This window comes from Streptomyces griseorubiginosus, from assembly GCF_017614965.1.
In the GTDB taxonomy this organism is placed as follows: domain Bacteria; phylum Actinomycetota; class Actinomycetes; order Streptomycetales; family Streptomycetaceae; genus Streptomyces; species Streptomyces griseorubiginosus_B.
This window is the reverse complement of sequence record NZ_WVUG01000001.1, coordinates 69,159-94,232: the sequence shown is the minus strand read 5'-3', so window position 1 is coordinate 94,232 and position 25,074 is coordinate 69,159. Positions and strand designations below refer to the sequence as shown.

Annotated in this window: 24 protein-coding genes; 16 read left to right on the top strand and 8 right to left on the bottom strand. The window is 70.2% G+C overall.

The window, feature by feature from the left end:
- Positions 1–154 precede the first annotated feature (154 nt).
- From GRC12_RS00435 to GRC12_RS00395, 9 genes are all read left to right on the top strand, one after another.
- Entirely contained in the window at positions 155–1,456 is a 1,302-nt protein-coding gene (locus tag GRC12_RS00435) for an extracellular solute-binding protein (protein WP_208776573.1), read from the top strand.
- Between the two features lie 7 nt (positions 1,457–1,463).
- The gene (locus GRC12_RS00430; RefSeq protein WP_208776572.1) at positions 1,464–2,384 is read left to right on the top strand and encodes a carbohydrate ABC transporter permease; all 921 of its coding nucleotides are present in this window, start codon (positions 1,464–1,466) and stop codon (positions 2,382–2,384) included.
- Positions 2,381–3,262, top strand: coding sequence for a carbohydrate ABC transporter permease (locus GRC12_RS00425; RefSeq protein WP_208776571.1), 882 nt, complete (start codon positions 2,381–2,383; stop codon positions 3,260–3,262). Before GRC12_RS00430 ends, GRC12_RS00425 begins: the two co-directional genes overlap by 4 nt.
- The gene (locus GRC12_RS00420) at positions 3,259–4,626 is read left to right on the top strand and encodes a carboxylesterase family protein (RefSeq protein WP_308286426.1); all 1,368 of its coding nucleotides are present in this window, start codon (positions 3,259–3,261) and stop codon (positions 4,624–4,626) included. The genes GRC12_RS00425 and GRC12_RS00420 overlap by 4 nt, the downstream gene beginning before the upstream one ends.
- 8 nt (positions 4,627–4,634) lie before the next feature.
- Entirely contained in the window at positions 4,635–5,765 is a 1,131-nt protein-coding gene (locus GRC12_RS00415; RefSeq protein ID WP_208776590.1) for an ROK family transcriptional regulator, read from the top strand.
- A 69-nt stretch (positions 5,766–5,834) separates the two neighbouring features.
- The gene (locus tag GRC12_RS00410) at positions 5,835–7,361 is read left to right on the top strand and encodes a GMC oxidoreductase (protein ID WP_208776570.1); all 1,527 of its coding nucleotides are present in this window, start codon (positions 5,835–5,837) and stop codon (positions 7,359–7,361) included.
- A 15-nt stretch (positions 7,362–7,376) separates the two neighbouring features.
- Positions 7,377–7,985: a nucleoside deaminase gene (locus tag GRC12_RS00405; RefSeq protein ID WP_208776569.1), complete on the top strand. Its 609-nt coding sequence runs from the start codon at positions 7,377–7,379 to the stop codon at positions 7,983–7,985.
- A complete protein-coding gene (locus GRC12_RS00400) occupies positions 7,982–8,986 on the top strand; it encodes a sugar phosphate isomerase/epimerase family protein (protein WP_208776568.1) in 1,005 nt (334 codons plus the stop codon). Before GRC12_RS00405 ends, GRC12_RS00400 begins: the two co-directional genes overlap by 4 nt.
- A gap of 358 nt (positions 8,987–9,344) precedes the next feature.
- Complete coding sequence (locus GRC12_RS00395) at positions 9,345–10,178, top strand: PIG-L family deacetylase (protein ID WP_208776567.1); 834 nt, start codon at positions 9,345–9,347, stop codon at positions 10,176–10,178.
- A gap of 57 nt (positions 10,179–10,235) precedes the next feature.
- On the opposite strand, the gene GRC12_RS00390 is transcribed toward GRC12_RS00395, so the two are convergent.
- The gene (locus GRC12_RS00390; protein ID WP_208776566.1) at positions 10,236–11,081 is read right to left on the bottom strand and encodes an MHYT domain-containing protein; all 846 of its coding nucleotides are present in this window, start codon (positions 11,079–11,081) and stop codon (positions 10,236–10,238) included.
- 544 nt (positions 11,082–11,625) lie between these two features.
- Positions 11,626–12,630 carry an NADP-dependent oxidoreductase gene (locus tag GRC12_RS00385; RefSeq protein WP_208776565.1) on the bottom strand — a complete coding sequence of 335 codons (1,005 nt, stop codon included), beginning with the start codon at positions 12,628–12,630 and terminating at the stop codon, positions 11,626–11,628.
- Between the two features lie 123 nt (positions 12,631–12,753).
- On the opposite strand from GRC12_RS00385, the gene GRC12_RS00380 reads away from it, so the two are divergent.
- On the top strand, positions 12,754–13,629 hold the full coding sequence (locus GRC12_RS00380; RefSeq protein ID WP_208776564.1) for a LysR family transcriptional regulator: 876 nt from the start codon (positions 12,754–12,756) through the stop codon (positions 13,627–13,629).
- Between the two features lie 12 nt (positions 13,630–13,641).
- Here the strand turns inward: GRC12_RS00380 and GRC12_RS00375 are convergent, their stop codons facing one another.
- Positions 13,642–14,217 (bottom strand): TetR/AcrR family transcriptional regulator, encoded by a 576-nt coding sequence (locus tag GRC12_RS00375; RefSeq protein ID WP_308286425.1) that lies wholly within the window; start codon positions 14,215–14,217, stop codon positions 13,642–13,644.
- A 381-nt stretch (positions 14,218–14,598) separates the two neighbouring features.
- Here GRC12_RS00375 and GRC12_RS00370 point away from each other — a divergent pair, with 381 nt between their 5' ends.
- The gene (locus tag GRC12_RS00370) at positions 14,599–15,681 is read left to right on the top strand and encodes a lipocalin family protein (RefSeq protein ID WP_244371823.1); all 1,083 of its coding nucleotides are present in this window, start codon (positions 14,599–14,601) and stop codon (positions 15,679–15,681) included.
- Positions 15,682–15,763: 82 nt separating this feature from the next.
- Here the strand turns inward: GRC12_RS00370 and GRC12_RS00365 are convergent, their stop codons facing one another.
- Genes GRC12_RS00365 through GRC12_RS00355 form a run of 3 tightly spaced genes read right to left on the bottom strand, consistent with a single transcriptional unit; the run spans position 15,764 to position 18,305 of the window.
- The gene (locus GRC12_RS00365) at positions 15,764–16,411 is read right to left on the bottom strand and encodes a 3-oxoacid CoA-transferase subunit B (protein ID WP_208776563.1); all 648 of its coding nucleotides are present in this window, start codon (positions 16,409–16,411) and stop codon (positions 15,764–15,766) included.
- A complete protein-coding gene (locus GRC12_RS00360; protein ID WP_208776562.1) occupies positions 16,408–17,103 on the bottom strand; it encodes a 3-oxoacid CoA-transferase subunit A in 696 nt (231 codons plus the stop codon). Before GRC12_RS00360 ends, GRC12_RS00365 begins: the two co-directional genes overlap by 4 nt.
- Positions 17,100–18,305, bottom strand: coding sequence for a thiolase family protein (locus GRC12_RS00355; protein ID WP_208776561.1), 1,206 nt, complete (start codon positions 18,303–18,305; stop codon positions 17,100–17,102). The genes GRC12_RS00360 and GRC12_RS00355 overlap by 4 nt, the downstream gene beginning before the upstream one ends.
- A 71-nt stretch (positions 18,306–18,376) precedes the next feature.
- Between GRC12_RS00355 and GRC12_RS00350 the strand changes: the two genes are divergently transcribed.
- Positions 18,377–19,258 carry a LysR family transcriptional regulator gene (locus GRC12_RS00350; RefSeq protein ID WP_208776560.1) on the top strand — a complete coding sequence of 294 codons (882 nt, stop codon included), beginning with the start codon at positions 18,377–18,379 and terminating at the stop codon, positions 19,256–19,258.
- A gap of 43 nt (positions 19,259–19,301) precedes the next feature.
- Here the strand turns inward: GRC12_RS00350 and GRC12_RS00345 are convergent, their stop codons facing one another.
- Together GRC12_RS00345 and GRC12_RS00340 are read right to left on the bottom strand one after the other, a co-directional pair.
- Positions 19,302–19,724, bottom strand: a complete 423-nt coding sequence (locus GRC12_RS00345; protein ID WP_208776559.1) for a GlcG/HbpS family heme-binding protein — start codon at positions 19,722–19,724, stop codon at positions 19,302–19,304.
- A gap of 127 nt (positions 19,725–19,851) precedes the next feature.
- Complete coding sequence (locus tag GRC12_RS00340; RefSeq protein WP_208776558.1) at positions 19,852–20,493, bottom strand: TetR/AcrR family transcriptional regulator; 642 nt, start codon at positions 20,491–20,493, stop codon at positions 19,852–19,854.
- A gap of 221 nt (positions 20,494–20,714) precedes the next feature.
- Here GRC12_RS00340 and GRC12_RS00335 point away from each other — a divergent pair, with 221 nt between their 5' ends.
- From GRC12_RS00335 to GRC12_RS00320, 4 genes are all read left to right on the top strand, one after another.
- Complete coding sequence (locus GRC12_RS00335; RefSeq protein ID WP_208776557.1) at positions 20,715–22,013, top strand: Rieske 2Fe-2S domain-containing protein; 1,299 nt, start codon at positions 20,715–20,717, stop codon at positions 22,011–22,013.
- A gap of 8 nt (positions 22,014–22,021) precedes the next feature.
- Positions 22,022–22,981: a PDR/VanB family oxidoreductase gene (locus GRC12_RS00330; protein WP_208776556.1), complete on the top strand. Its 960-nt coding sequence runs from the start codon at positions 22,022–22,024 to the stop codon at positions 22,979–22,981.
- Positions 22,978–23,382: a nuclear transport factor 2 family protein gene (locus GRC12_RS00325; RefSeq protein ID WP_208776555.1), complete on the top strand. Its 405-nt coding sequence runs from the start codon at positions 22,978–22,980 to the stop codon at positions 23,380–23,382. Before GRC12_RS00330 ends, GRC12_RS00325 begins: the two co-directional genes overlap by 4 nt.
- A gap of 142 nt (positions 23,383–23,524) precedes the next feature.
- A complete protein-coding gene (locus tag GRC12_RS00320) occupies positions 23,525–25,015 on the top strand; it encodes an aldehyde dehydrogenase (RefSeq protein WP_208776554.1) in 1,491 nt (496 codons plus the stop codon).
- Positions 25,016–25,074: the final 59 nt, after the last annotated feature.

Here is a 25,074-nt window from a genome sequence, read left to right as displayed (position 1 = left end):
GGTGACGGACGCGCGATGCCATGGCAACGCACCCCTCCTACTGTCACTGCCACGCCGCAACGGCACCAGAACATCGTTCACGTCCCCCGGACCGAATTCGCTACTTCCCCCGAAATTCCACTGTGCTCAGCGCCCATGAGACAGGAGCCCCAGAGTGTCCCACCCCTCCAGACGCGGTGTCCTACAGCTGACCGCCGGCACAGCTCTCCTCGGCAGCCTCGCCCTGACAGGCTGCGGTCGCGGCAGTGACAACACCGCTGCCGCCGCCTCCGCCAAACCCGTCGACGACTCCCCGGCCAAGGGAACCGTCAACGTCTGGGCCGCCCAGGGCGACGCCGACGTGCTGGACAAGGTCATCAAGCCCTTCAAGGCCGCGAACCCCAAGCTCACGGTGAAGTTCACGCTGATCCCGAACGCCGAGTACTACACCAAGCTCCAGTCGGCGATCGCCGCGGGCAAGGGGCCCGATGTCGCCCAGTTCTTCCCCGAGGCGCAGGCGCAGTTCCTCGATCCGTCCATTCTGCGGCCCGTCCCGGACGGTCTCGTCGACCCGTCCACTTTCTTCCGCAGTCTGTGGGACGCCGGTGTGGTGAAGAACGTCGCCTACACGGTGCCCTGGTACGCCTACACGTATGCGCTCGTCTATCGCGCCGACCTCGCCAGGAAGGCGGGCGTCAAGGCGCCGACCACATGGGACGACATGGTGCCGTTCTTCAAGGCGCTGCAGCGCGCCGGAGCCGGGCACGGGCTCGGGGCGGACATCGGCTGGGACATCTTCAACGGCCAGGACGTCGCGATGTACGCCTGGCAGGCGGGCGGCTCGCTGCTCTCGGCCGACGGCAAGTGGACGCTCGACACGCCGGCGATGGTCGATGCGATCAAGTACAACGCGTCGTTCTTCACCTCGGGCATCGCCGACACCAGCGGGCCCACGTTCCTCGACGCGCAGCCGTACTTCGTGTCGGGCAAGACCGCCTGCATGATCACCGGCCCGTGGGTCGTCGGCCAGCTCGACGCGGTCGCCAAGAAGACCGGCTGGACGGCCTCCGACGTGGCCACCGCACCCCTGCCGGCCGGATCGTCGGGCAGCGTCTCCTTCTCCGCCGGGGGCAGTTGGGGCGTGCTCACCGACAGCGGCAACGCGGACGCGGCCTGGAAGTTCGTCCGGTACCTCTCCAAGCCGAGCACCCAGGTCGCGCAGTACAAGGCGTACAGCTCGCTGCCGGCCGTCGCCTCCGCCTGGGCCAACCCCGCCATCGCGGGCCAGCCGCTGCTGGACGCCTTCCTCGCGCAGCTGAAGAACACCCGGGCGTTCCCCCAGGTGAGCACGTGGCAGCAGGTCGCCACCCGGCTGGGCAAGGAGATGGAGGCCGTCGCCAAGGGCAAGGGAACCGCCGCGAAGGCAGCCGCCAACGTGCAGGCGTACGCCGAGAGTCTCGGCACGGGCAAGGGGTGATCCCCGGATGACCGCCATCACCGGGCCGGCGACGCCGCGCGGTGCGCGCCGGCCCCGGGGCGCCCGGCGAACCGCCGTCGCCTGGCTGTTCCTCGCACCGTTCGCCCTGGTGTTCCTGCTCTACACGGCGATACCCACGGTCGCCGCGCTCGGGTTCAGCCTCACCGATCTGCACGGCAGTGACCTACGGCATCCGCTCGCCGTCAACGTCATCGGCATCCAGAACTACCTCCGCCTGCTGGAGGACCCGACCTTCCTGCGGGACATCCTCAACACCGTCCTGTTCGTGGCCGTCGGCGTGCCGTTGACGATGGGGTTCGGGTTCGCGCTCGCCCTCGTGCTCAACTCCGGCATCCGGCGGCTGCGCGGAGCCTTCCGTACCGTCTTCTTCGCACCGGTCGTCACGAACGTGGTGGCCGTCGCCATGATCTGGCAGTACGCCTTCAACGCCAACGGCACCGTCAACAAGGTGCTCGGTGCCATCGGTTTCGCCGGGCCGAACTGGCTGGACGACACGCACCTGGCCATGCCCGTGGTCATCGCCCTCGGCGTCTGGCGCAACTTCGGCATCGCGATGGTGCTGTTCCTCGCCGGTCTGCAGGCTGTGCCGCAGGACGTGTACGAGGCCGCCTCGCTCGACGGGGCCGGCCGGTGGCGTCAACTCAGGCACATCACCCTGCCGTTGCTGATGCCGACCACGCTGATGGTGTCGGTGCTGCTGACCGTCTTCTACCTCCAGGTGTTCGACGAGCCGTATCTGCTCACGGGCGGCGGACCGCTGGGCTCCACCGAGTCGATGGCGCTGTACACCTACCACGAGTTCGGCGTCGGCGAGTTCGGCGTGTCCTCGGCGGCGTCCTTCGTGATGCTCCTTCTCGTGACGTTGGTGAGCATCGTCCAGTTCCGAATGCTGAGGCCTCGCGCATGACCACCATCGCCGCACCGCGGAATGCCGAGATGACAGGCGAACGGACGCACATCCGCCGCCGGTCCGTCGCCCGTCCCCTGCTGTACGGCGCGCTCGTGCTGTGCGCGTTGCTCACGTTGCTGCCGTTCGTCTGGGTGCTCAGCGGCTCGCTGCGCAGCCTGGACGAGATCCGCTCCGACCCCGGCGCCTGGCTTCCGCACCACGTCACCCTGGACAACTTCGTACGACTGTTCAGGACCGAGGGCTTCGGCCGGTTCCTGGTCAACAGCATCGTGGTAGCGGTCATCGTCGTCGCCGGCAACATCGTGGCGGCGTCGGCCGCGGGTTACGCGCTCGCCAAACTCGACTTCGCGGGCAAGCGGATCGCGTTCGGCGCGGTCATGGCGGCGATGATGGTGCCGTTCACCACGGTGTTCGTCACCCAGTTCGTGATCACCGTCGACCTGGGCCTGGCCGACACCCTCACCGGTATCGCCCTGCCCGGTGCGGCGCTCCCGCTGTCCGTGTTCATCATGCGGCAGTACGCCCTGTCGGTCCCCGACGAACTGCTGGAAGCGGCCCGGATCGACGGGGCGGGCGAGTTCGGGATCTTCTTCAGGATCTTCCTGCCGCTTGCGGGCCCTGCCGTCGCGACGATCACGATCATGTCGTTCCTCTTCTCGTGGAACAACTTCATCTGGCCGCTCATCGTCGCCCAGAGCACCTCCAGCTACACGCTGCCGGTGGGCCTCGCCGCCACCAGCCAGGCCGCCGCGCACGTCACCGACTACGGCCTGATGCTCGCCGGCGCGATCGTCGTGATGCTGCCGGTCCTCGTCCTCTTCCTGTTCCTGCAGCGCTACTTCGTGCAGGGCATCTCCGGAACGGGAATGCGGTGACGGCGGTGGACATGGTGGAGGTGGTGGAGGCTCCTGCGGGTACGGTCATCGGCCGCCGCACCGGCCGCGTACGGCGTTTCCTCGGCATCCCGTTCGCCGAAGCACCCGTCGGTGCACGGCGGTTCGCGGCGCCAGTGCCACGCGGTCGGTTCACGCAGCCCTTCGACGCGTCCCGGCACGGTGCCACCTCGCAGCGCGTACCGCTGTTCACCACGACCACGATTCCGGAACCGTCGGTGCCTGGCGACGACGTACTGAACCTGAGTGTGGTCGCACCCGCGGATGGTGTGTCCTGCCCGGTGCTGGTGTGGATCCACGGCGGCGGCTTCCTCGCGGGCAGCCCGGCCAGCCCGTGGTACGACGGCCGCGCCTTCGCCCGCGACGGAATCGTCACGGTGACGCCCGGCTACCGGCTCGGCGTCGACGGGTTCGCCCCGCTGGACGGCGTACCGCCGAACCTCGGGCTGCGCGACCTGCTGCTCGCGCTCGACTGGGTGCGGGAGAACATCGCGGCTTTCGGCGGTGATCCGGGCCGGGTCACCGTGGCCGGCCAGTCGGCGGGCGGCGGGGCGGTGCTCGCGCTGCTCTCCTCACCCCTCGGCAGTGGTCGCTTCCACCGAGCGGTCAGTGTCTCCGGCGGCTTCTTCGAGGTGGACACGGACGCCGCGCGCTCCTTCGCCGGGCGGCTGGGTGACCGGCTGGGCGTGCCGCCGACGCGCGACGGCTTCGGCGGCCTCACGGTGGAAAGCGTTCAGCAGGGCGTCCGTCTGCTGCGGAGCGAACGTGGCGACGACGGCCCGCTCGTACTCGGTCCGGTCGTCGGCGACGACATCCTTCCGGTCCCCGTCGCCGAGGGACTGACCGTACACGGACGCGGCGTACCGCTCCTGCTCGGCGCGACGGGCGACGAGTTCGACGGCGGCGCCCCGAGCATCCGCAACGCCTCGGCCCGCGCGGCGGGCACCCGTGTGACGGACACCCTGTTCCGCGCCGCCTGTCCGCGGGCGGCGGCCTCGCGTCGCGACGCCACCGCCGGCACCTGGCTGTACTCCTTCGAGTGGCCCTCCCCCGTACTCGGCGGAGCCGTGCACTGCGCCGACATACCGTTCTTCTTCGACGTACTCGACGCGCCGGGTACCACCGCGGCCCTCGGAACACAGCCTCCCTCGGAACTCGCCACGTCCATGCACGCCGACCTCGCCGCGTTCGTCCACGGCCGCTCGCCGACCTGGGAGCCCGCGACCGGGAGGCCCGGGGATCCCGCTCGCGAGTACGGCAGGCCCGGGGCGACACCGGTGACCGACACCACGGGTGTTTTCGACCCGGTGGTGGCGGCGGAGTCCGTTACGTCGGAGGCGTATTGATGCCCGGGATGAACCAGAGCGCCGTCCGGCGGGTCAACACCTCGGTGATCCTCCGTGCGCTGGCGGTGTCGGCCGGGGCCATGACGCTGGCCGAGCTGTCCGAACGGGTCGGCCTGTCCCGCCGCACCATCGAGCTCATCCTGGACTCCCTCGTCGACGCGGGCTGGGTCAGCGAGCTCGACCGGGTGCCGGTCAGCGGCTGCGCCGGGCGCCCCGCTCGCCGGTACGTCCTGCGGGCCGACCACGCGCTGCTGGCGGGTGTGCGCGTCAACACCTTTGGCGCGTCCGCGGTCGTCGCCGACGTGCGCGGCCGCATCGTCGGCCGGGCGCACGGGCCGCTGCGCGTCTACCAGGATCCGCATGCCACGCTCGACGACGCGGCGGCGCTGGTGCTGGAGGCGCTCGACGACGCGGGCGGCTCCGCCGACCGGCTGCGGGCCGGTGCGATCGCGAGCGGCGGCGCGATCGACGACGAAGGCGTCGTACGACGTCTGGTGCACACCACGCGCTGGGAAGGCGTGCACCTGCCCGAGGAACTCGGGCGCCGCATCGGCGTGCCGTGGTTCGCGGACAACGACACCAATCTCGGTGCCCTCGCGGAGCGTTGGCGGGGTACGGCCGGTGACCACGACAACGTCGTATGGGCGATGCTCGGGAACCGGACCGGTCTGGGCATCCTCATACGCGGGGACGTGCACCGTGGTTTCGAGGGCGCCGCGGGCGAGATCGCCGAGGCGGTGTCGCTGCCGGCCGGCTCGGTCGAGGACCGTCCCGTGGCGTGGCTGACCTCTCCTGACCCGGTCCGGCGGCGTGTCGCGCTCGGCCGCTTCGCCGCAGCACGGGCCGGCGACACGGCGGCGCTCGCGGAGGTCGACGAGTTCGTGGAGAACATCGCGTCGATCCTCACCACCCTGTCGTGGACGGTCGCGCCGTCCCTCATCGTGCTCGCCGGCGGACTGGAGGACGCGGCCGACGTGCTGCTGCCCCGCGTGCGCGAGGCGATGCACAGTGCGCGTACCCCCGCCGTCGAACTGCGCGCCACCGTCCTGGGCTCCGACGGCCCGCTCATCGGCGCCGTCAAGTTCGTGCTCGACCACATGGACACCGAGTTGTTCGGCCCGCCCGTCCCGAGCGCGTGATCGCGCGTGCCATCCGCCCCTTCCCTTCACACCCCGTTCGCCACGTTTCACCAGAACAGGAGCCCGACCATGACCGGCACCAGCAGGACCGGCGTTCTCATCGTGGGCAGCGGCATCATGGGATCCGTCGTGGCCCGGCTGCTGCGGGACACCGATCCGAGGCTGGACATCACCATGGTCGACGGCGGCCGGCCGATCGGTTCGGCACCCGGTCTGCACCTGCACGACCTCGACGACCCGGCCCTGTGGTCCCGCTACAACGAACAGGTCGCCGCCGGCATCCAGGGCCTGTACACGGGCGCCGAGGTGGTGCGCGACGTCGCGGACAGCATCACCGGCCTGGCACCCGGCATGTTCCACGCGCTCGCCTTCGGCGAGGACGCCGAGGCGATGCCGGCCGCCGCGCTCGCGTGGAACGCGGGTGGCATGGGAGTGCACTGGACCGCCGCGACGCCCTGGCCCGCCGGACACGAGGTGTTCGACTTCGGCGAACCGGACCGCTGGGCGACGGATCTGGGCACCGCGCGCCGTCTGCTCGCGGTCACGCCCGCCGCCATCGGTCCGACCCCGGTCGGGCAGCGGGTACTTGACGTGCTGCGCCGACGCTACGACGGCGTCGGGACGGAGGACCGGCGGCCCCAGCCGATGCCGATGGCGGTCAGCGCGACACCTGCGGGGCCGATGCCGCGCACGGCTCCAGGCACGGTCTTCCCCGCGATCGCGGCGGGCGGGGACCCGGCCTTCACCCTCCTGACCGGCACTCTCGCCACGTCCGTCGTCATCGACGGCGGCCGGGCCGCCGGCGCGCGGCTGCGTCGCGTGTACGACGGCGCCGAGTCCGAACTCCTCGCGGAGGCCGTGGTGGTGTGCGCCGACGCGCTGCGCACCCCGCAGCTCCTTTTCGCGTCCGGCATACGGCCCGCGGCACTGGGACGTCACCTCAACGAGCACGCGTTCATCAGTGCCCGGGTGCTGCTCGACCTCGACCGGTTCGGCATCCCTCTCGACGCCCTGCCCCTGCCGCGTGACGGCGAGTTCGCCACGGACTCGCTCTGGCTGCCGCACAACGGAACGGCGCAGCCGTTCCACGGGCAGATCATGAACCGTACGTATGTGGACGAGGCCGGCCGCCCCCTGGCGCACTCGGTGGGCCTGTCGCTGTACGCCCCCGTCGAGTCCCGCCCCGAGAACCGGCTCCTCTTCTCGGAGTCGGACACCGACCTCACCGGAATGCCACGGTTCACCGTCGAGTTCGGCTACTCCGACGCCGACCGCGAGCTGATCAGCCGGGCCTTGGAGCAAGCCCGGTCGCTCGCCGCCGAGTTCGGCACGCTCGATCCCGAGACCGAACTGGCCCTGCTCCCACCCGGCTCGTCACTGCACCAGACCGGCACCGTGCGGGCAGGCAGTACCGACGACGGCACCAGCGTGTGCGACCCCGACGGCCGGGTGTGGGGCTTCGACAACCTGTATCTGGCCGGAAACGGCGTGATACCCACCGCGATGGCCGCCAACGTCACACTGGCCGGCGCGGTCACCGCCGTACGGGCCGCGCGCGCCGTTGCCGAACGCATCACCGCGTCCGCCATCAACTGAGAGGGCTTTGGAACCGTGATCGACATCCCGAAGGAATACCGCGTGGCGCTGCCCGCGTGGATCGACGACGAACTCGCCGACGTGCCGGCCGTCATCTCCGACCGTGAGGACCGGATGCGCCTCGTGCACCGCCTCGCCGACCGCAACTGGCGTGAGGGCAACGGCGGTCCGTTCGCGGCACTCGTCGCCGAGCAGGACAGCGGCCGGATCGTCTCGGTCGGCGTGAACGTCGTACTCGCCTCCGGTGTATCCAGCGCGCACGCCGAGGTCCTCGCGCTGGGCCTCGCGCAGAAGGCGACCGGAGGCTGGGACCTCGGGGGCGAGGGACAGCCGGCGCACGAGCTGGTAGTCAACTGGCGTCCCTGCGTGCTCTGTTACGGCGCGACGATGTGGTCCGGGGTGCGGGGTCTCGTGGTCGCGGGCGAGGGGCCGGACCTGGAGGAGATCACGACCTTCGACGAGGGCCCACTCGGCGCGGACTGGGCCGAACAGTTCGAGGCGCGCGGTATCACGGTCGTACAGGATGTGCTGCGGGACGAGGCGCTCGCCGTGTTCCGCGGCTACCGCGACGCCGTCGACGCCCACGGCGTCACCGTCTACAACGCCCGCGCAGGCGCCGCATGACACTCCTGGATCCGCCGGCACCGCCGGCACCGCGCTTCGCGACCGACGTCATCACCTTCTACCACCCGGACTTCTGGGGACTGGACTCCGCCGACACCCTGCGCGCCTGGGCCCACGACCACCCCCGGCTCTTCTGGGCACGAGTGATGGAAGCACTCGCCCAAGCCGGGGTGACCGGCCTGGAGCTGACCTTCGCACCCGGCGACATCGACTCGGCTCTGCGCGCCTTCGGTGACGCGGATGCCTTCCGGCGTGAGCTGGCGGCACACGGCCTGTTCGTGGTGAGCGCTTTCGTCGCCGGCAGCGACGCCCCCGACTGGCTGCAGGGCGGCAACCTGCCCGCGATCGTCGCCGACGCGGAGCGACGCGCCGCCTTCCTCGCCGAGGCGGGGGCGGAACTGCTCGTCACCGGACTGCCGATGCGGACGACGTTCGGGACACGACCGCCCTTCTTCGTGGACGCCGCGTACATGACCCGGATGGCCGACATCGCCCACGCGGTCGGCGAGGCCGTCTCCCGGTACGGCGTGAAGCTCGCCTTCCACACGGAGTCCAACAGCACCCTCTGGTACGAGAGGGACATCGACCTGTTCATGGCCCTGACCGATCCGCGCTACGTGTGGCTGTGCCCCGACTCGTGCCACATCGCGCTCGGTGGCGGCGACCCCGTCGCCGTCGCGCGCCGTCACTCCCAGCGCATCGCGCTCGCGCACTGGAAGGACGCGGTCAAGCCGATCGACGTCGAACTCACCATCGACGAGACGGTCTTCGCCCAGCAACAGCCCTTCATGGCCGAACTGGGCACCGGCATCGTGGACTGGAAGGCATGGGCCGACGCGATGTCCTTGACGCCCGGCGCCGACGTCGTCCTCGTCGAACTGGACGAGGCGGCTGATCCCGTCGCAGCTCTGCGGGCGGGAAGGGCCGTTGTGGAGGAGGTCCGGGCACTGCGGCCGGTCGGCGATCATGCAGCACCCATCGGGACGCAGGGCCACACTTGACGGCGCCCGCTGGGCCCGAACCTCGGGCACTTGCCATGACCGACGGCACCCCGTCCCTTCCGCACCCGGTTCGGCGACCACGCCGCACCGGGCCGGGCGGGGCGCGCCTGAGTCGATGTCGGCTGCCCATCCACCTTGTTCAGCCGCACCCAATAATCGACCACAACCGGTGCCGAGTCGGCGCGCCGGGAACAGACCGCCCTGCCGGAGCGGTTGCATCGGCAAGAAGGTGGCACAGCACGGGCGGGAACCACAGAAACCGCAGGACCGTGCGCCCCGCCAAGATCCTGGCACCAGCATCGCGGCAGGCCCGCCGTACTGCTTGGACCACGACGTAGCTCTGCAGGAGGACTGTTTCATGACGGACCGGCCTTTGACGCTCATGGCCGTGCACGCCCACCCCGATGACGAGGCCACCGGAACCGGAGGAGTCCTGGCGCGATACGCGGCGGAAGGAATTCGCACGGTGCTCGTGACCTGTACCGACGGCGCATGCGGTGACGGACCGGGAGGTGTCAAGCCGGGTGATCCCGGGCACGATCCGGCGGCCGTCGCCGCGATGCGCCGCGAGGAACTCGAGGCGAGCTGCGACATTCTGAAGGTCAGCGATCTGGAGATGCTCGGCTATGCCGACTCCGGGATGATGGGCTGGCCGACCAACGACGCCCCCCACTCCTTCTGGCAGACCCCCGTCCAGGAAGCCGCCGGCCGGCTCGCCCAACTCATGCGGCATTACCGGCCCGATGTGGTCGTCACCTACGACGAGAACGGCTTCTACGGCCATCCCGACCACATCCAGGCCCACCGCGTCACCATGGCGGCGTTGAAGCTGACCGAGCTGACTCCGAAGGTGTACTGGACCACGATGCCCCACTCGGCGATGCGGCGGTTCGGCGAGTTCATGCGCGAGTCCGGTCAGGACGTGCCGGAGCCGGACCCCGCCGAGGCCGCCGCCATGGCCGAGATCGGGCTTCCCGACGACGAGATCACCACGTGGGTGGACGCCACCGCGTTCAGCGGCCAGAAGTTCGACGCGCTGGCCGCGCACGCCAGCCAGGGCGACAACATCTTCTTCCTCAAGATGGGCCAGGAGAGGTTCGGCGAACTGATGGGCACGGAGACCTTCCTGCGTGTCCAGGACCCGACCGGCACGGCCGTGCCCGAGAACGACCTCTTCGCCGGACTGCGCTGACCTCGCCCGTCCGGGAGCTGAAGGCACAGACGCACCCGAGGGCCCGGCGCACGGCCTTCAGGGCGTGTAACCCTCCGTACGGTGCGTCTGGTTGTGCGCCGGGTACTGGGACGGATACGGCCCGGCGGAGTCGTAGGTCCCCGTCCCCGCGACCGCCCGGATCGGTGCTTCGTCTCCGACCATCAAGTCGGGGTCGAACATCACGATCACAGCCGCCACCAGGAGGACCACGAGCGGGCCGGCGAGCATCGCCAGGAGGAACGAGATCAGGTCGCTGGACGACTGTGACGCGCCACTGGCCCCGGTGATGTGAACGGAGACCGCGGTCATCCCGGTGTAGTGCATTCCGGTGACAGCCACTCCCATGACCAGGCTGGCGCCGAGGCTGGACCAGAACGTGTGGATGGAAACGGCCGCCCACAGAGCCGCCGTGGCCGCCGCGATCGCGATCACGACGGACAACGCCACCGTCGTCGTGTCGTAGTGCAGGGTCCCGTCCGTGTGGACAGCGTCCATGCCCAGGTAGTGCATGGCCGCGACACCGAGTCCGGTGATCGTCCCCGCGACGCCCAGGTTCGCTGGTGAGCCGCCGCGGTAGCCGACGAGGAACACACCGACCGCGACCACCGCGATGGCGACGGCGAGACTCAACAGGGTCTTCGGTGTGTCGTAACCGAGCGCAGCGCCCTGGACGCTGAATCCGATCATGCCGATGAAGTGCATCGTCCAGATGCCCGAGCCGATCGAAATGGCTCCCAGTGCCAGCCAGCCGGCTCGTCGCTGCGGGCGGCGCAGCGAACGCGTCGTGCATCGCAGCCCCAGTGCAGCGCCGAGGCAGGCCATCAAGTAGGCGGCCACGGGGGTCACGGCGCCGTAATGGAAGTTGGAGACGGTGGCGTTCACGACGGTTCCTTCCTGCGGGACGGCACGCCGCCCAGCAGGCACGACGTCGACTTCGACGTTGCAGGGCGACGACGGTCACAGCCCGGCCCGGCGGACAGGAAGGGAGCGCACGGGGCCCGTGACGCGTGCCGGGCACGGGAAACCGGTCGATCAGATCAAGCCACCTGGCCGAGTTGTGCATGATTCAACCACGCCACGCACACAGAACCTACACATCTGGGGAAACGGTTCTTCCCTGTTCTCCGCTGCCGACCAGAGCCGGTGTCTGACGTGGGCGTCAGGCCCTGACGGCCCCGGTCTCCACCGCGGAGGCCAGGAAAGCGGCGCACGCGACACACGCCATGACGATCAGGCGCCGGCCGGGGTCAGCGCGAACGGTGGCGAGGAAGCCCGCGTGCAGGGTGTCGTTGCGGCCAGGCGGTCGGCGGCTTCGAGGTCGCGCCGCACTCGCTGGAGCGGGTGGCGAGCGCGAAGCCGCGCAGCAGGTGAAAGCGTCCCCTGTCGACCCGTGCGCGCGTCCCCGGGGAAGATGGTGGTTGCGTCTTCAGGCCGGCGAGACCGCCGTCAGCACGATCTTGCCTTGGATGTGGCCCTGCGCGGCCCGCGTGTGCGCGCGCCCCGCCTCGGCCAGCGGGTAGGTGCTGTCCACCCCGACCTGGAGCTTGCCCTCGTCGAAGAGGCGTCCGATCTCGGCGAGTTGGGGGCCGTTGGAACGCACCTGAATATTGGAGACGGTGATGCCCAGACGCGCCGTCACTCCCGGGTCGTACTCGGCGAAGAACACCGGAAGCATGGTGCCGCCGCGCTTGAGTACGCTCAGGAAGCGTGAGCTGTCCGGGCCACCGACGGTGTCGATGACCAGGTCGACGCCGCTGACCACGTCCGCGGCCCGCGTCGTGGTGTAGTCGATGAACTCATCGGCGCCGAGCTTGCGCAGGAACTGCTCGTGCCGGCCCGAGGCCACCGCGATGACGTGTGCGCCCTTCCACTTCGCCAGTTGTACGGCGAAATGGCCCACTCCACCGGCGGCACCGTTGACCAGCACGGTCATCCCCGGCGTGATCGGCACCGGCTGGTGCACCTTGCCGGTGAAGGGAGATGGGACGTCGTGGCCGAGATCGACGAGGTACTGCCAGGCCGTCAGCACGGCCATCGGCGCCCCGGCCGCCTGCACGTGGTCGATGCCGGCCGGCTTGTGCGCCAGGTCCGAAGCCGGCGCGGCCACGTACTCGGCGTACGTCCGGCCGTCGAATCCGGGGAACCGCAGCATGCCGAAGACCTCGTCACCGACGGCGAACCCCGCCACGTCCGGAGCGACCGCCTCGACCACGCCCGACATGTCCGTTCCCGGGATCAGGGGGAAGTCAAGCGTCGGCCTCATCTCGGCCGGCATGACCTTCATCCCCTCGCGCAGGTACCAGTCCGGTGGGTTGACGCCCACCGCGTGTACCCGGACGAACACCTCGCCCGGGCCGATCCCGGGAACCGGCACCTCGTCGTACCGCAGAACCTCCGGCCCGCCCGCCTCGTGGAACTGGATCGCCTTCATCACACCTGTCGCTTTCTCGGAAAGACGTTGCCCCTTCAGTCAAGGCCCGGCTCGCCTTGGCCGTCCAAGACCGGTTCGGCAACCCGGTCATTCCGAAACGGCATGACGCGTACCCTGAGACGGGTGAACGATCTCGGACAGGACCTGGAACTGCGCCTGGTGCGCTACTTCACCGTGGTCGCGGCACACCAGCACTTCGGCCGGGCCGCCGCCGAACTGCACGTGGCCCAACCGGCGCTGAGCCGCCAGATCCAACGGCTCGAGAAGTATCTCGGCACACGCCTGCTGGACCGCACCCCCCAGGGCACCCGGCTCACTCAGGCCGGCCAGACGTTCCTGCCCCGGGCCCAGGCCCTGCTGCGCGCCGCCCGCGAGGCCGAGCTGGCCGTGCGTGAACAAGCCCGGACCGAACGAATCGCCATCGGCTACGTCGAAGACCTGGTGATCACCGCCGCCGTACGGGAACTGCGCCGCCGTCACCCGGACGCCGAGATCGCCACCCGGCATCTGAGTTGCCGCGAGGTCGGGGCACTGTCCGACCAGCGCGTCGACGCCCTGATCGCGCGGACCCCGCTGCCGCTCGCCGACGACGACGTGGTCACCACACCCCTGTACGAGGAGCCCCGGATGCTCGTCGTCCCGCGCGGCCACCCCTGGGCCGACCGCGCGTCGGTGACCGCGGAAGAACTGGCCGGCGAAGAGGCGGCACCGTGTGCGTTCGAGACCGCGGGCTGGACTTCCTACCGGATCCTCGGGTCCGGAGTACCGCCGATCGAAAGCTACGAGGACAAGCTCGAACTCGTCGCGAGCGGCGAGGCGATCGCCGTGCTACCGGTCGGCGACCGGCGCAGCTCACTGCGTCCCGACCTCGTGACCGTACCGGTCGAGGGCGCTCCCCCCAGCCAGGTCGTCCTGGCCAGCCGCAAGGGCGACCCGAATCCGATGATCAGGAATCTCCGGCTGGCCGCCAAGACCGTCCTCACCGCCCCGGCCGCCTGACCGGTGCCGGGCTCACCCTCTTGTGGCCAGCAGCCCCTCCACGACCAGGCCGGCCAGGGCCTCCGCCCTGGCGAGGCGGTCCGCCTGCTGCATGCCTTCCGGGCTGCCCAGGCGCCGGGCGAGGGGTTCCTGCACCAGTCCCGAGACGGGAGCGATGATGGCGAAGAACACGATGTCCATCGGGACCCGTGCCATGCGCCCGGCCGCCATCAACCTCTCGATGCTGGGCACGACGAGGGCCAGCTGCGGCTCGATGTACCGCTCGTAGAGGTAGTCCAGTCGCTCGGTGTCCCGTGTCGACTCATCCGCTATCAGCATGGCGAGGTACGGCTCGTCGATGCTGACCCGGTAGAACTCCATGACGAACTGCCGAACCACGTCCTCGTCGGCGCTTCCCGGAGTGGGCTGCGCCATGCCCGCGAGCTGGGCGCCTAGCGCGGCGTCCACCACCGCACGCCAGTAGGCCGCCTTGGAACCGTAACGGTCGTTGATGAACGTGGGCCCGACCCCCAGACGACGTGCGAGCTCCCGCGCCGACGCCCGGTCGTATCCGAGCGTCGCGAACGCCTCCAGGCCGCGTAGCAGCACGTCCCGTTCCCCGGGCACGGCGGTGGAATCCGCCCTGGGGCGCCCAGGGCGCCGGGTCGTGCTCGGTTTGTCCGCCAAACGTCCTCCTCAAACGGTTGCACGGGCGTCCGCCCGTCGGTCGAATCAGCGTAGCCGTCGCGATCATGGCACCCGATCCCTGCTTGACACCGAACGACCCGAAGATAATCCTACGGGTGTAGGATTATCTTCGGGAAGTCCGAACGGGACGGACCGTACGGCACTCCCGACAGCCCTCCGCACCCCACCTTCCAGGGGAGCACCCGCTACAGGTTTCCGCCCGTCCGTCAGTGCGACTCAAGAGAGTACGAAACAGTTTCGTACGCCATCGCCACACAAGTACAGCAATCCGAACAAGGAGTCATGATGCGCAAGACCGCCACCCTCGGCGCCGCCGGCATCGCCGCCGCGCTCATCGCCTCACTCACCCTCGCCTCGGGAGGAACGGCCACGGCGACGACCGCCGGTCCGGCCCCGGCGCACCCCGCCACCTCCCCGAAGGGGCTGTCCAAGACGAGCGTCCCGGTCCTCGTCGACCCCGCCGCGAAGCTCACCTACGACCCCGGCCAGCCCAACCAGTCCTGGTACATCACCGCGCACGTGACCGCCGGGGGCCACCGGTACGGCTTCCTGGTCCACTACCTGAACTCCAGCATCGGTAAGCAGGCAGGCGCCGTCTCGAAGGTCTCGGTGGTCAACGAGGACACCGGCTGGTACACGCGGTCGGAGATCCCCCTCCCGTCCGGGAAGGGCCTGTCCGACAAGCAGGGCGTGGACATCCACACCGACAACATCACCTGGACCGGCGACGCCACGGAGATGAAGCTGCGCGCCAAGGTCGCGGAGGGAACCATCGACGTCACACTGCGCCCCCGCGGAAGCGTGCTCTACAACCTGGGGACGGGCTACTTCCCCATGTTCGGTGACGCGAAGTACGCCAACTACGAATACGCCCTGCCCACCGTGGACACCTCCGGCACCCTGACCCTCAACGGCCGCACGGAGAAGCTCCGCGGGCAGTCCTGGCTGGACCGCCAGTGGGGACCCCTGCCCGACCTCACCTCCGGCACCGCGTCCTGGTCCTGGATGAACCTCAACCTGTCCAACGGCGACGAGGTCAGCGTCTGGAACCAGAAGTACGGCGACAAGACGAACAACTTCGCCACCATCGTGAAGCCCGACGGCACGCAGACCGTCGCGGAGGCGACCCTCACGCCGGACGAGTCCACCCGCTGGACCAGCCCGACGAGCGGCAGGAGCTACCCCACGCGCTGGAAGGTCAGCATCCCCGGCGAGCACGCCAAGCTGAACGTCACCGTCTACGCCAAGAACCAGGAACTGCTGGTGCCCGGACCCGGCTACGAAGGCAGCGCCGCCGTCACCGGCACCTACGACCACCGCCCGGTCACCGGAAACACCTACATCGAGATCGCCGGCGGCAAGTAACGCGATACGTCGATGGCCTCGGCGCCACCCCGGAGGGGGAGGTGGCGCCGAGGCCATCGACAGGTGCGCGGCTGTGGGGAACCTAAGGGAGCGTGATGCCGCATCGCTCCGCGAGTTCGCCGGCGCCGATGCCGTACGTCTCCCTGATCCGTACGCCCTCGGTGCCGACGTCGAAGACGCCGTGGTCGGTGTAGACGCGGCTGACGCAGCCGACGCCGGTGAGGGGATAGGTGCACCGCGGTACGAGTTTGGGCTCGCCTGAGCGGGTGAAGAGGGTCATCATCACGTAGACGTCCTTGGCGCCGATGGCGAGGTCCATGGCGCCGCCGACGGCGGGGATGTCGTCGGGCTTGCCGGTGTGCCAGTTGGCGAGGTCGCCGTTGAAGGCGACCTGGTAGGCGCCGAGGACGCAGACGTCGAGGTGTCCGCCGCGCATCATGGCGAAGGAGTCGGCGTGGTGGAAGTAGGCCGCGCCCGGCAGTTCGGTGACCGGGACCTTGCCGGCGTTGGTGAGGTCGGGGTCGACCGCGTCGCCCTCGGCCTTGGGACCCATGTTGAGCATGCCGTTCTCGGTGTGCAGCACCACCCCGGAGTCGGCCGGCAGATGGTCTGCGATCTTGGTGGGCTGTCCGATGCCGAGGTTGACAAAGGAACCGGCCGGGATGTCGCGTGCGATGACGGCGGCCAGTTCGTCCATGGAGAGGCGGTGATCGATGGTCGTGGTGGTCATCGTGCCCCCTGGACGGTGTAGTGACGGGCCGTCACCTGGACGATCCGGTCGACGTAGATGGACGGGGTGACGACGGCTTCGGGGTCGAGCGCGCCCGGCTCGACGACCTGTTCGACCTGGACGATGGTCGTCGTGGCGGCCGTGGCCATGACGGGTCCGAAGTTGCGGGCGGTCTTGCGGTAGACGAGGTTGCCCAGGGTGTCCGCGACATGCGCGCCGATCAGCGCGTAGTCGCCCTTGATCGGGTACTCCAGCAGGTAGGTGCGGCCGTCGATCTCCCGCACCTCCTTGCCCTCGGCCAGCGGCGTGCCGACCGCGGTCGGGCAGTAGAAGGCGCCGATGCCGGCACCGGCCGCGCGCATGCGCTCGGCGAGGTTGCCCTGCGGGACGACCTCCAGTTCGATCTTCCCCGCTCGATAGAGGTCGTCGAAGACCCAGGAGTCGGCCTGGCGCGGAAAGGAGCAGAGCACCTTGCGCACCCGGCCCGCGGCCAGCAGAGCGGCCAGGCCGACGTCGCCGTTGCCGGCGTTGTTGGACACGATGGTGAGGTCCTTGGCGCCCTGGCGGATGAGCGCGTCGATCAAGTCGAACGGCATGCCGGCCAGTCCGAAGCCGCCTACGAGGACGGTGGACCCGTCCTCGATCCCGGCGACCGCCGCATCGGCGTTGTCGACCAGCTCCGCCCGGCTCACTGGGCCGCCTCCGTGGCCGCGCAGTTCTCCAGTACGACGGCCAGGCCCTGGCCCACTCCGATGCAGATCGCGGCGACGCCGTAGCGCTGCCGTGTCTCGCGCAGCACCTTGGCCAGCGTGGCGAGGATGCGGCCGCCCGAGGCGCCCAGCGGGTGGCCGATCGCGATCGCGCCGCCCTTCTGGTTGACGATGGCGGGGTCGATCTTCCACGCGTCCAGGCAGGCGAGCGACTGCACCGCGAAGGCCTCGTTCAGCTCGACCGCGCCCACCTGGTCCCAGCCGATCCCGGCGCGGGCCAGCGCACGGTTGGCGGCCTCGACCGGGGCGTACCCGAAGGACTGCGGTTCCAGCGCCATCACACCGCGGCCGGCGATACGGGCGAGGGGATCGGCGCCGATCGCGGCGGCGGCCTTCTCGCTGCCCAGCAGCACCGCGGACGCGCCGTCGTTGAGCGGGCTGGCGTTGCCCGCGGTGATGGTGCCGCCCTGCTCCGGTGTGCGGAAGACCGGCTTGAGGCCCGCCAGGACCTGCGGTGTGGATCCGGGCCGGATCCCCTCGTCGCGGGTGAGGTCGACGCCGTCGACCGGCGCCACCAGGTCGTCGTAGAAGCCCGACTCCCAAGCTGCGTGGGCGAGTTGGTGGGAGCGGGCGGCGAACTCGTCCTGGCGCTCCCGGGAGATCCCGAACCGTTCGCGGAGTTGCTCGTTGGATTCGCCGAGGCTGACCGTCCACTCCTTCGGCATCCGCGGGTTGACCAGCCGCCAGCCGAGGGTGGTCGAGACAGCGGTGACGTCGCCCGCCGGGAACGGTTTCGCCGACTTGGGCAGCACCCAGGGTGCGCGCGTCATCGACTCCACACCCCCGGTGAGCACAACCTCGGCGTCGCCTGACTCGATGGTGCGGCTGGCGGTCATCGCCGCGTCGAGGCTCGATCCGCACAGCCGGTTGACCGTGGTGCCGGGCACGCTCACCGGGAGGCCGGCGAGCAGCGCGGCCATGCGGCCGACGTTGCGGTTCTCCTCACCGGCGCCGTTGGCGTTGCCCCACACCACGTCGCCGATCGCGGCGGGGTCGAGACCGGGGACCCTGGCGAGCGTCGAGGTGATCGCGGCGGCGGCGAGGTCGTCCGGGCGGACACCGGCCAGCGCGCCGTTGAAGCGGCCGAACGGCGTCCGGGTCGCGGCATAGATGAAAGCGCTCATGTCAGTGACGCTAGTCCCGGGCCGCGATATTCTGAAGTACGCATATCCAAGCCGATTGATATGAGTGAGATATGGATCTGCGTCATCTCCGGTACTTCGTGGCGGTGGCCGAGGAACGGCACTTCGGCCGTGCCGCCGAGCGGCTCCACATGGCGCAGCCCCCGCTGTCCCAGCAGATCCGGCAGCTGGAGGCCGAGCTCGGCGTCGAGCTGCTGCACCGCACCACGCGCCGTGTCGACCTGACCGAGGCCGGCCGGGCCTATCTCCAGCGGGCGCGCGGCATCCTGGCCGATGTCGACGAGGCCGCCCAGCACGCGCGGCTCGTCGCCGCCGGCTCGGTGGGGCACCTCGCGATCGGGTGCGTGGGCTCGGCGACGTACAGCCTCCTGCCCGCGCTCTCGCGCCGGCTCACGGAGGAACTGCCCGGTGTCGACTTCTCCTTCCGCGGCGAGATGCTCGCACCCGACCAGGTCGAGGCGCTGCGCACCGGCGCGATCGACGTGGCGCTGCTGCGTCCGCCGGCGGCCGACCTCTCCCTCACCGTGCACACCCTGCGCAGGGACCGGCTGGTGGTGGCCGTACCGGTCGAGCACCCCCTCGCGCGCCGGAAACGCCTGCGCGTCACGGACCTCGCCGGCGCCGACCTGATCGTGCACTCCGCGGACCGCCGGTCCGTGATGTACGACGTCGTGCTGGGTCTCCTGCGGGACGCCGGTGTCGAGCCGCACCTGCGTCACGAGGTCGGCGAGACCTCGACGCTGGTCACGCTCGTGGCCGGTGGTCTCGGCGTCGCCGTCGTGCCGGAACCGGTGACCGCGCTGGCGCTCGACGGTGTCGCCTACGTGCCGCTGACCGGGGCCGACGCACGCGTGGAGCTGGCCGTCGCCCACCGTGCCGACCGCTCCGAGCCGCACCTGGTGCGCACCGTGGGAGTCATCCGGACGGCTGCCTGAGAGCGAGGGGCCTGGGACGCCCGCGGATTTCCGCGCAGGAGCCCTACGCCACGATCTTCGCGACCGCGTCGCGTGCCTGGTTCGCGATCCGGTCGTCCGTGGTGTCGTCCGCGCCGCCCACACCGATGGCGCCGATGACCTCCCCGTCGGCCGTCACGATCGGCACGCCGCCGGCGACGGGCAGGAGGTTGGAGTCGACCAGGTGGGGAGGCGCGACCTGCATCTGGGGAGATGCGGCGAAGGCGGCGAACTTGGCCGTCGGGACACCGCTGACGGCGGAGGTGTAGGCCTTGCGTCGCGCGGTCTCCACACCGAGAAGACCGACCCCGTCATCACTGAGCAGGACCTTCGTGACGCCACTGCGGTTGACCACGACGGCGCACACCTTGTGCCCCTCGGCTCTTCCCGCTTCCAGAGCGGCAAGCGCGGCACCGTGGGCGATCTCGTAGCTGAGCGGCTCTCGCATGGAGCGGTCCCTTCCCTCGTCGACCGAGCGGTCGACCGGCCGTCACCCGTGGCTCGGGCCGGGTGCCGCCGCCGGGTGCGAATGTGAAGATGGAATCACATTCGCATCGGGAGATCCACCCGGCGGCTCACTTCGGCGGCGCACCGAGCAGGTACAGGCAGACGGCGTCGACCAGTTCGTCGGTGAGCTGACCCCACGTCAGCGGCCGCTCGGACTCGAAGCGTTCGCCGTGCAGCACACGGTTCATGCACGCCGCGTACACCAGGCGGAAGGCGACATCGAGCCGCAACTCGGGCTCCGGCGCGTCGATCATCGGCACGAGCGGCTCCAGGAACCGCCGGAAGACCTGGCCGGCGTCGATGCTGGCCGCCGATCCCGCCCGGGCCACCGCGGGATCGGTGGTGCTCGCGATGACGAAGACGCGCATCAGACGCGCGTGCGCCTCGAACGTCTCGGTCAGCCCGGCGACCGCCGAGGCGACCATCGTGGCCGCATCGCCGCGCAGCGGAGCGAACCGGCGGATGATGTCGGCGCGGAACTCCTCGATCATGGCGTGCTGGAGACCCGCGATCAGTCGGTCCTTGCCGCCGAAACGCCGGTACACACTGCCCACGGAGACGCCCGCCCGAGCGGCGACGGCCGCGATGGTGAGCGCTTCGGTGCCACCCTCCTCGAGAAGGGCCGTGCCGGCTTCCAGGATCCGCTGCTGGGTCCGCCGACTGCGCGCCTGCTGTGGCTGCGGAAGATCGAGCGACGGTTCGGTAGTCACCCGCCCACCGTATACGGAGCCGACATCCGCTCCGGTCACCGCACAGCCTCCCCGTCAAGGCCTCGGCAGAACTTCCTCTTGACGCCCGAGGAAGAGAAATGCGAATGTGAATCCACTTATCAGTTTGAGGGTCGCACCCGACGGAGCCCTCGCAGGTCCCCCCACATCACGCCCTGCACGGGCCACCGGCTGTGCCCCCGAGCCGCACGGGAGACAGCACGATGACCACCACCGCACCACAGACCGACACCGGCACCGGCTATGGCCGCCCGAAACCCTCCTACAACGCCCGCCTCCGCGAGGTCGGGCCCGGTACGCCCATGGGCGAGGCCCTGCGCCGCTACTGGCACCCCGTCGCCAGCTCCGAGACGCTCGTCGCCGGCGCCCTGCCGCACAAGACCCGCGTCCTCGGCGAGGATCTCGTCGTCTTCCGCGACGGGCAGGGCAACCCCGGTGTCGTGATCGAGCGCTGCACCCACCGCGGCGCCAGCCTCTTCTACGGCCGGGTCGAGGACGACGGCATCCGCTGCTGCTACCACGGCTGGAAGTTCGACGTCCAGGGTCACTGCATCGAGCAGGCCTGCGAGCCGGCCCTCGGGCGCAGGCGCGACGCCGCCCGTCAGCCCTGGTACCCCGTCGCGGAGCGCTACGGCCTGGTCTTCGTCTACATGGGCCCGCCCGAACTCAAGCCCGAACTCCCCCGCTACGACGCCCTGGAGAACCCCGCCGAGGGCGAGGGGTACTTCGCCAGCTGGCCGGTCCCGCACGCCGCGGTCACCGGCATGCCGGCCGACTTCAGCTGGCTCAACATCTACGAGAACTCCGCCGACCCCACCCACGTCACCTGGCTGCACTCCACCCACAGCGGCTACCAGATGCTGGGCACCGGCACCTTCGGCTACCCCGAGAACTTCTTCGACCCGGCCACCATCGCCGATCGCCTGACCTACGAACGCACCGCCCACGGCGTGAAGTACACCCAGCGCTTCGAGGTCGAGGGCGAGGACGGCGAGGTCACCGAGTACGGCTTCGCCGTCGAGCAGCACCTTCCCAATGTCTTCGGCCTGGCGGACTTCGTGAAGATGGCCCCCGACATACGGCCGGACCAGTTGCTGTGGGTCGTGCCCTCCGACGACACCAGCCACCGCCTCTTCTTCTCCATCCGCACCGCCGACCACGAACGCATGGTCCGCTTCGTCATCGGCATCACGCAGAACGGCAAGCAGAACCACGAACTGACCGACGAGGAGCGCCAGAGGTTCCCCGGCGACGCCGAGGCCCAGGGCTCGCAGGGCGCCATCACCCTGGACTCCGAGGAGACCCTGGCCACCGGAGACCGCGGCGTCGTCATGCTGCGCCGGATGCTCCTGACGATGGCCGACGACGTCGAGGCCGGGCGTGATCCCATCAACGTCATCCGCGACGCGTCGGAGGTCCACCACACCCAGTCCGGTCTGTTCACCCTCGGCAGGCGTCCCACGAGCGAGAACGCCGACGCCTCCGCCACCGCTGTGAACTGAGCGGCGGCATGAGCGACGAGTGGCTCGACACCATCGTGGTCGCCCGGCACGACGCGACCGCCCGGATCGTGGTGCTCGACCTGATCAGTCCCGCCGGCGCCGAACTCCCGGAGTTCGCCGCCGGCGCCCATGTCGACGTACTCGTGGACGGCGCCAGGCTGATCCGCCAGTACTCCCTGTGCGGCCCGCCGCACGACCGCACCCGCTACCGGCTGGCCGTGCTGGCCGAGACGGCGTCACGCGGCGGCTCGCTCGGGATGCACCGGCTGCGCGAGGGCGACCGGCTGCGGATCTCCCGTCCGCGCAACCGGTTCGGCGTGTCCGACCAGGCAAGCCGCCATCTGCTGGTGGCCGGCGGCATCGGCGTCACCCCCCTGCTCGCCATGGCGCACGCGCTCGAAGCAGGCGGCGCGGACTACGAGTTGCACTACTGCGCGCGCAGCCGGGCCGAGTCGGCGTTCCTCGACGAGCTGGAGCACAACCACCGTGTCCGGCTGCACTTCGACGACGGACCGGACGAGCAGCGGTTCACCGTCGCCGGCGACCTCGGCCCGCCCTCCCCCGACACGGCGATCTACGTCTGCGGGCCCGGAGGATTCATGGACTTCGTGATCTCCGCCGCCCAGGGAGCGGGATGGCCCGCCGAAGCGATCCACAAGGAGCGCTTCGCCCCCACGCAGGACACCGGCTCGCCCGCCGGCGGCGGCGCGTTCACGGTGCGGCTCGCCAAGACCGGCGGCGAATACGAGATCAAGGAGGGCGAGAGCGTCCTCGACGTCCTGCTCACGGCGGGCGTCGACGCCCCCTACTCCTGCCAGCAGGGGATCTGCGGGGAGTGCATCGTGCGCGTCCTCGCCGGAGAGCCCGACCACCGCGACGACATCCTGACCGACCGCGAACGCGCCGACGGCCTGTTCACGACGTGCTCCTCCCGAGCACACTCACCGATTCTGGAGCTTGATCTATGACGACGACATCCGCCACAGCCGCCACCACCGTACGGGCGATCGAAGAGGCGGAGGCCGCCTGGCTGGTGGCGCTCACCGAGGGCGAGGAGGCGATGACCGCCCTCATGCTCGACGACAGCCGGGCGGTCCACGGCCCGGTCGGGAAGATCGACGATGCCAGGACCTTCGCCCATTTCACCTGGACCCGCCGCCGCCACGTCTTCGCCAAGGCCGAGGAACTGAGCATCACAGTGCGCGGCAACACCGCGATCACCACGTGTCTGCAGGAGATGCACATCGTCTTCGACGAGAACCTTCCGCCGTTCCCGGTCCAGGAGGCGGTGACGCGCGTGTGGGAGGCGACCGCCCAGGGCTGGCGGCTCGCCCACATGCACCAGGCCAAGCGTCTGCCGCCGGTCTGACACCCCGGCCGCCGACCGCCCTGGTCCCACACCGCTGTTCGATGAACGGACAAGAGGGTTCAGGGCGGGGCGCCGACCGCAGAGAGTTCGACATGCAGGTTCGAGCGGCGATGGCGCCGCTGTCGTGGAGATGGGGCAACACATGTCAGCCACTGAGATCGAGACACCCACGTCCGGCGCGGTCCGGACCAGCGACCTCCTCATCGCGGGCGAGCGCGTCGCGGCCCGGGACGGCCGCTACTTCGAGACGACCGAGGCGCTGACCGGCGAACCTATCGCCCGGGTCGCCGCGGCCTCCGCCGAGGACGTCGACCTCGCGGTGAACGCCGCGTCGGCCGCTCTCGACGAGTGGTCGGGTCTCCCGCCGGCCGCCCGGCGGGCGGTCCTGGAGCGAGCGGCCGCCCTGCTCGGCGAACGCAGCGACGACATCGTCGCCACGATGAGCCGCGAGATGGGTGCCACGCTTCCGTGGTGCGGCTTCAACGTGCACGTGGCGAAGGGCATGCTCGTGGAGGCGGCGGCCCAGGCCTACGCGGCCGTCGGCGAGGTCATCCCGTCCGACGTGCCCGGCCTCACCGCCCTCGGTGTACGCCAGCCGGTCGGTGTCGTCGTCGGTATCGCGCCGTGGAACGCCCCGCTGATCCTGGGCGTACGCGCCATCGTGTGGCCGCTGGTGTGGGGCAACACCGTGGTGCTGAAGTCCTCCGAGCAGACCCCGCTCACCCAGGCCGCCATCGTCCAGGTGCTGCACGACGCCGGAGTGCCCGCCGGAGCGGTCAACCTCATCAGCAACGCACCCGAGGACGGTCCGGCCGTCGTCGAGGCCCTGATCGCCCACCCGGCCGTCACCCGCGTGAACTTCACGGGATCCAGCAGGGTCGGCCGCGTCATCGGCGAACTCGGCGGCCGCCACCTGACCCGGGTGGTCCTCGAACTCGGCGGCAAGGCTCCCTTCCTGGTGCTTCCCGACGCCGATCTGGAGGAGGCCGCCGCGGCGGCGAGCTTCGGGGCCTTCATGAACCAGGGCGAGATCTGCATGTCGACGGAACGGGTCATCGTCAACAGGGCGTTGGCGGACGATTTGTCCGCCCGGCTGGCCGAGCGCGCCGCCAAGCTGGTCGTCGGGCCCCCGAGCGACGCCAGCTCCCAGATCGGCCCCCTGGTCCACACGGCCGCCCGGGACCACGTCATCGCGCTGATCGAGGACGCCCGGGACAAGGGCGCGCAGATCCTGACCGGGGGTACGGCCGACGGCCTGTTCGTCAAGCCCACCGTGCTGCGCGGTGTCACGTCGGACATGCGCATCTACCACGAGGAATCCTTCGGACCGGTGGTCTCGATCATCGAGGTCGACTCGACCGACGAGGCCGTCGCGGTCGCCAACGACACCGAATACGGCCTCTCCGCCGCCGTCTTCGGCAAGGACGCCGCCGCTGCGCTCGACGTGGCCCGCCGGATCAAGTCCGGTATCTGCCACATCAACGGTGCCACCGTGCACGACGAACCCCAGATGCCCTTCGGCGGGGTCGGCGCCAGCGGTTGGGGCCGATTCGGCTCCCGCGCCGCGCTCGAGGAGTTCACGGAACTGCGCTGGATCACCATCCAGTCCGGATCCCGCCACTACCCCATCTGATGATGCGTCGAGACCGCGAGGCGCACGTGACACGGCGTGCGCCCCTGCGTCGCTCCTCG

Excerpts from the sequence above, each read along its gene's own strand:
- GRC12_RS00430 (WP_208776572.1), top strand. The coding sequence starts at position 1,464 with ATGACCGCCATCACCGGGCCGGCGACGCCGCGCGGTGCGCGCCGGCCC.
- GRC12_RS00425 (WP_208776571.1), top strand. The coding sequence starts at position 2,381 with ATGACCACCATCGCCGCACCGCGGAATGCCGAGATGACAGGCGAACGG.
- GRC12_RS00415 (WP_208776590.1), top strand. The coding sequence starts at position 4,635 with ATGAACCAGAGCGCCGTCCGGCGGGTCAACACCTCGGTGATCCTCCGT.
- GRC12_RS00410 (WP_208776570.1), top strand. The coding sequence starts at position 5,835 with ATGACCGGCACCAGCAGGACCGGCGTTCTCATCGTGGGCAGCGGCATC.
- GRC12_RS00400 (WP_208776568.1), top strand. The coding sequence starts at position 7,982 with ATGACACTCCTGGATCCGCCGGCACCGCCGGCACCGCGCTTCGCGACC.
- GRC12_RS00395 (WP_208776567.1), top strand. The coding sequence starts at position 9,345 with ATGACGGACCGGCCTTTGACGCTCATGGCCGTGCACGCCCACCCCGAT.
- GRC12_RS00385 (WP_208776565.1), bottom strand. The coding sequence starts at position 12,630 with ATGAAGGCGATCCAGTTCCACGAGGCGGGCGGGCCGGAGGTTCTGCGG.
- GRC12_RS00370 (WP_244371823.1), top strand. The coding sequence starts at position 14,599 with ATGATGCGCAAGACCGCCACCCTCGGCGCCGCCGGCATCGCCGCCGCG.
- GRC12_RS00365 (WP_208776563.1), bottom strand. The coding sequence starts at position 16,411 with ATGACCACCACGACCATCGATCACCGCCTCTCCATGGACGAACTGGCC.
- GRC12_RS00355 (WP_208776561.1), bottom strand. The coding sequence starts at position 18,305 with ATGAGCGCTTTCATCTATGCCGCGACCCGGACGCCGTTCGGCCGCTTC.
- GRC12_RS00350 (WP_208776560.1), top strand. The coding sequence starts at position 18,377 with ATGGATCTGCGTCATCTCCGGTACTTCGTGGCGGTGGCCGAGGAACGG.
- GRC12_RS00345 (WP_208776559.1), bottom strand. The coding sequence starts at position 19,724 with ATGCGAGAGCCGCTCAGCTACGAGATCGCCCACGGTGCCGCGCTTGCC.
- GRC12_RS00335 (WP_208776557.1), top strand. The coding sequence starts at position 20,715 with ATGACCACCACCGCACCACAGACCGACACCGGCACCGGCTATGGCCGC.
- GRC12_RS00330 (WP_208776556.1), top strand. The coding sequence starts at position 22,022 with ATGAGCGACGAGTGGCTCGACACCATCGTGGTCGCCCGGCACGACGCG.
- GRC12_RS00325 (WP_208776555.1), top strand. The coding sequence starts at position 22,978 with ATGACGACGACATCCGCCACAGCCGCCACCACCGTACGGGCGATCGAA.
- GRC12_RS00320 (WP_208776554.1), top strand. The coding sequence starts at position 23,525 with ATGTCAGCCACTGAGATCGAGACACCCACGTCCGGCGCGGTCCGGACC.